Source organism: Tunicatimonas sp., assembly GCF_049647865.1.
In the GTDB taxonomy this organism is placed as follows: domain Bacteria; phylum Bacteroidota; class Bacteroidia; order Cytophagales; family Cyclobacteriaceae; genus Tunicatimonas.
On sequence record NZ_JBARYM010000598.1, the window covers coordinates 1 to 4,292 of the forward strand.

Below are 4,292 nucleotides of genomic sequence, written 5' to 3' on the forward strand. Positions count from 1 at the left end.
GTACGAAGCCACTTGGTTCAACCCTTCGAACAACTCTACGGTTGGCACTGAGCTAAAATCGTCTACCGGAATGATGGAAGGTACGCCACCTTCGGAAACGGATTTCGTATTAGTGTTGGAAAAGAAGGTAAATAATGATTGATGAGTAGTGAATAATGATGGATGAGAAACGCTGTTCTGCTGGCATTAGTCATCAATCCAGTTCGTACCACTCAACATCCGCCAGCGGTTTCCGTCGGCCCCGAAATTCTTCGGGAGCGTAGTTGGTGGCTAAGTAGTCTAGCACTGCATCTTCACTGTCGCCTAAGTCCCAAAGCCCTTGGGTCTCCTGCATCCACACAATTTTCTTGTGCCAACCTTCGCGAGTAAAGCGGTTTTGCACAATTAAAGCGCTCGAGTGACAGGCCAGACAGTGGCTTTTTACTACGTTTAATCCTTCACCAGCGAGTAATCCGGTAGCAGTATCTTTACCGTCTTTAATCTGAGCCTCTGTCACCGGAAGTGGCTCCGTAGCAATTGGCTTCTCAGTTTCTGTATTAGGGTTGCAAGCCACCAGAACTATCAGAAATATGAGTAGTGAAATATATTTTACTGTTTTCATTAGATTACTAATATTGGAGTTTAGGGTCTCGTACTTCGAAAGTGTTTTACAAAAGTGTCCAAAACCCAATCCCTAGTTCCCAAGCTTTAAGATGCTTTCACCGCAATCCGATGGCAAGCGTTGTTCAGATAGCCTTTAGGGTTCCAACCGGGGATCATCATCGGTTGGGCTACTCCCTGCTCGTCGGTGGCTTTCGTCCATACTTCGTAATAACCGCTTTCAGGAAAGCTGAGTTCGGTTGACCAGTGCTGCCAAGCGAGGCGGTTCACCGGTCTTTTTAGGGAGCAACTTTGCCAAGTAGCCCCGAAGTCGATAGATACCTCGACGTTTGCTACGGTCCGCTCACCCGCCCAGGCGTGTCCCCTTACCTTAAGGGTTCGGCCTAAGTCAAACATCGCTCCTGACCGGGGGTAAGTAATCAGCGACTTTACTGGCATGGATTCTATAATTTTGAAATCTTCTTCCGGCACTTCTTCCCCCGGCGCCACCGGATGCTGGGGTACCCGGTAGGAGTTACCACCCATCTTCGGACCGTCGTGCACTTGATTACGAACCACCAGCTTATCTACCCACTTACCTGAAGCCGAAGCGGGCCAACCTCCGCAGACGAGCCGTAGTGGGAAGCCGTGCTCTAATGGAATATCTTCACCGTTCATGGCCCAGGCCAGCAGGGTTTCGTCCTGTTGAGCCTTCTCTATCGGCACTCCCCGAGAAATTACTACTTTACTCGGATCGCCGCTTAGGTGGGTGTCTTTACCGTAGTAACCAACGTAAACCGCGTCGTTTTTAATACCTACATCGTCAAGAATATCCCGCAGACGAACGCCAGTCCATTGGGCACAGTAGATAGCTCCTTCTTCCCACTGATTACCCGAAGCCGGGGGGTAGAATCCGGCGCGTCCGTTGCCGCCGCACTCTAAGGTAAGCTGATAGGTATGCGAGGGAAAATTGTTTTTTAGGTCAGCTAAGTTGTAGGTCTTCTCGGCAGTAACCGACTCCCCGCCGACGGTTAATGTCCACTGCTGGGCATCAATATTTTGGGGGATGATTCCGTTGTTACGAATAAAAATATGGGGGAAGGTGGTAATCTCTTCATCAAGCAGGTGCGGGGGGGCTTCTACGTTCCAGGGCCGTTCGTTACGAACAATCATTGCTTCATCTTTACCAGTCATCGGGTTATTCTTTATTTGGAAGGGTAACGGAAGGTATCCGGCTGGTAAGTTGGCCGCGTGAATGATCTGAGTTCCTAATGCTGTGCTCATGGCCGATAGCACCCCTCTCTTAAGAAACGATCGCCGGTTCCATACTGAGCCTTGAAAGACTAAGCGCTGATTTTGCTCATTTTTTAACATAGTTTCTAGATAAGCAATGGTAAGCAAAAACCAAAATTGACGTAGTACGAAGAAAGAAAGTTGTAGAATCCTCGCTGAGGAAAGAGTTAGAAAATAAAGAACGTATTCACATATTTAAAATAGAAGTAATACACCTACATGCTATTGTTCTAGGACGATAATTCAATAAAATATGAAATAAACGTAATTGAAAAATAATTTATTGAAGTGGTTTGCAATTCATATTGGATTATCTTAAATAGCTAGTGGCTATTGACGCTTATTCATATTTTTTGTCGCTTTATACTTACATAGACTTACCACACTTAACGTCCTACCTAAGGATGTCGCCTGAACATACTGCTATTGCTCATTGGGCTAACCAGTAGACTGTTTCGCTTGGATACCTTTCTTAAGAAGTATAGTACTGCCACTTTCGCTATTTAGGCAGCCCGGGGTGAACTCTGCTCAGATCATTTATTTATCTTTTATACTATATTTTTATGAGACGACAACTATTACTCTGTTTGCTTTGCCTGCTCGGGTGGAGTGCTTACGCTCAATCAGTAACGAGCTTCACGCTAATTAATGCGGATACCGATACAGATATCGGATCGCTACAGAATGGTCAGACATTAAATCTGGCAACTTTACCGACAGTGAATCTTAATGTACGTGCCAATACCGATCCGGCTCAGGTAGGTTCGGTGCGTTTTGCTTTGAATGGAAACACCAATTTTCAGACGGAGAATGTGGCTCCCTACGCGCTTAAAGGGGACGCTAATGGCGACTACCGGAACTGGACACCCAGTGTAGGTGAAAATACGCTATCGGCTACTCCCTACACCGGTGCTAATGCCAGTGGTACCGTCGGAACCGCCCTTACCGCGACCTTTACCGTTATAGATCAGGCTGATTCTTCCCCGCCGGAACCACCGAGTAGTTTGGTAGCTACGGCTGCTTCGCCCACCAGCATTTCCTTATCCTGGACTGATAACTCTGATGATGAATCTTCCTTCGTTATTGAGAAGTCTCCCTCCACTGCCCAGCCCTTCAGCGAGCTAACGACGGTTACGTCGGATACTGAAACGTATACGGATAATTCGCTAACTGATGGTGAATTTGCAAGATACCGAGTAAAAGCGGTAAACGGGGCGGGTAGCTCATCGTTCTCTAATACTTCGTCGGCTACTACTCCTTACGGAAGTCCCAAGCCACCTACGGTCATAGTTGCTACCGTCATATCTGATACTGAAATTTACCTGGATTGGGAAGACGCCCCTTTCGGCAACGACTACGCGATTGAACGGTCACTTTCGCCTACCTCCGGGTTTGAGCAGGTTGATGCTAGCTATTTCGGCGATAGTCAGCATACCAGCAGCGGTTTAGCGCCTAATACCACCTACTATTTTCGGATAAAAACATTTTTCGATAGTGAAGCTTCGCCCTACAGTGAGGTAGTCTCGGCCACCACCGAATCGGCACCTGTTTCTGATGCTATATTGTACGCCATCAACTCCGGGGGAGCTGCCTATACGGCCGACGATGGAACGGAGTTCACTGCCGATCAGCTAGTAAGCGGTGGAAAAACGTATAAAAGTAACGCGGGCATTTCGGGCACTACCGACGACTTTGTCTACCAGAGCGAGCGCTACGGTAACTTCACTTACCAACTGCCGGTGAGCAATGGCACGTACGAAATCACGTTGCTGCTAGCTGAAGTCTACTTCAACGACCCAAACAAACGGCTATTCGATATAGAGATAGAGGGTAATGAAGAAGTGAGTAATCTAGATCTATACGCTACGGTAGGGAAAAATGTAGCTTATCAGATTACGAACACCGTTGAAGTAACCGACGGAAGCCTTTCCCTGACATTTTCCGCCGATATTAACAATGCTAAGTTAGCGGGACTGGTAGTGAAGGGTAGCGACGGAGTGACCCCTCCCGCACCGCCCAGTGGGGTTTCGGCTTCAGCCCTTTCTAGTACTTCCATTGAGTTTTCTTGGGATGAATATCCTGAACGGGTATCAGTATACGCTATTGAGCAATCAATTGGTAACCCAGATGATTTTTCGCCCCGTCTATCGCAGTACTACGGTACTACTTCTTTTATGTTTGAGGATTTAACTCCGGGTACTACTTATTATTACCGTATGCGGGTGCTGGTAGATGGTGCTTATTCAGATTATAGTCCGGTGGTAAATGCTACTACCGAAGCGGCTCCGGGCTCCGGTGAAGCGACCGTAAGTGGTGAGCTACGCAAGTGGCACAAGCTAACCCTGGACTTTGACGGTCCCACTCATTCGGAAACCGATACTAGTCCTAACCCATTTCTAGACTATCGGCTCAACGTGACG

The 4,292-nt window shown here is 47.6% G+C and carries 3 protein-coding genes; 1 reads left to right on the forward strand and 2 read right to left on the reverse strand.

Going from position 1 to position 4,292, the window contains the following annotated elements; translation table 11 throughout:
* Positions 1–193: 193 nt before the first annotated feature.
* Both WBA23_RS17570 and WBA23_RS17575 read right to left on the reverse strand, forming a co-directional pair.
* A complete protein-coding gene (locus tag WBA23_RS17570) occupies positions 194–601 on the reverse strand; it encodes a hypothetical protein (protein ID WP_424583591.1) in 408 nt (135 codons plus the stop codon).
* A gap of 86 nt (positions 602–687) precedes the next feature.
* Complete coding sequence (locus WBA23_RS17575; RefSeq protein WP_424583592.1) at positions 688–1,953, reverse strand: sulfite oxidase; 1,266 nt, start codon at positions 1,951–1,953, stop codon at positions 688–690.
* Positions 1,954–2,435: 482 nt separating this feature from the next.
* Between WBA23_RS17575 and WBA23_RS17580 the strand changes: the two genes are divergently transcribed.
* Positions 2,436–4,292: malectin domain-containing carbohydrate-binding protein (locus WBA23_RS17580; protein WP_424583593.1), on the forward strand; the 1,857-nt coding region annotated here is incomplete at its 3' end.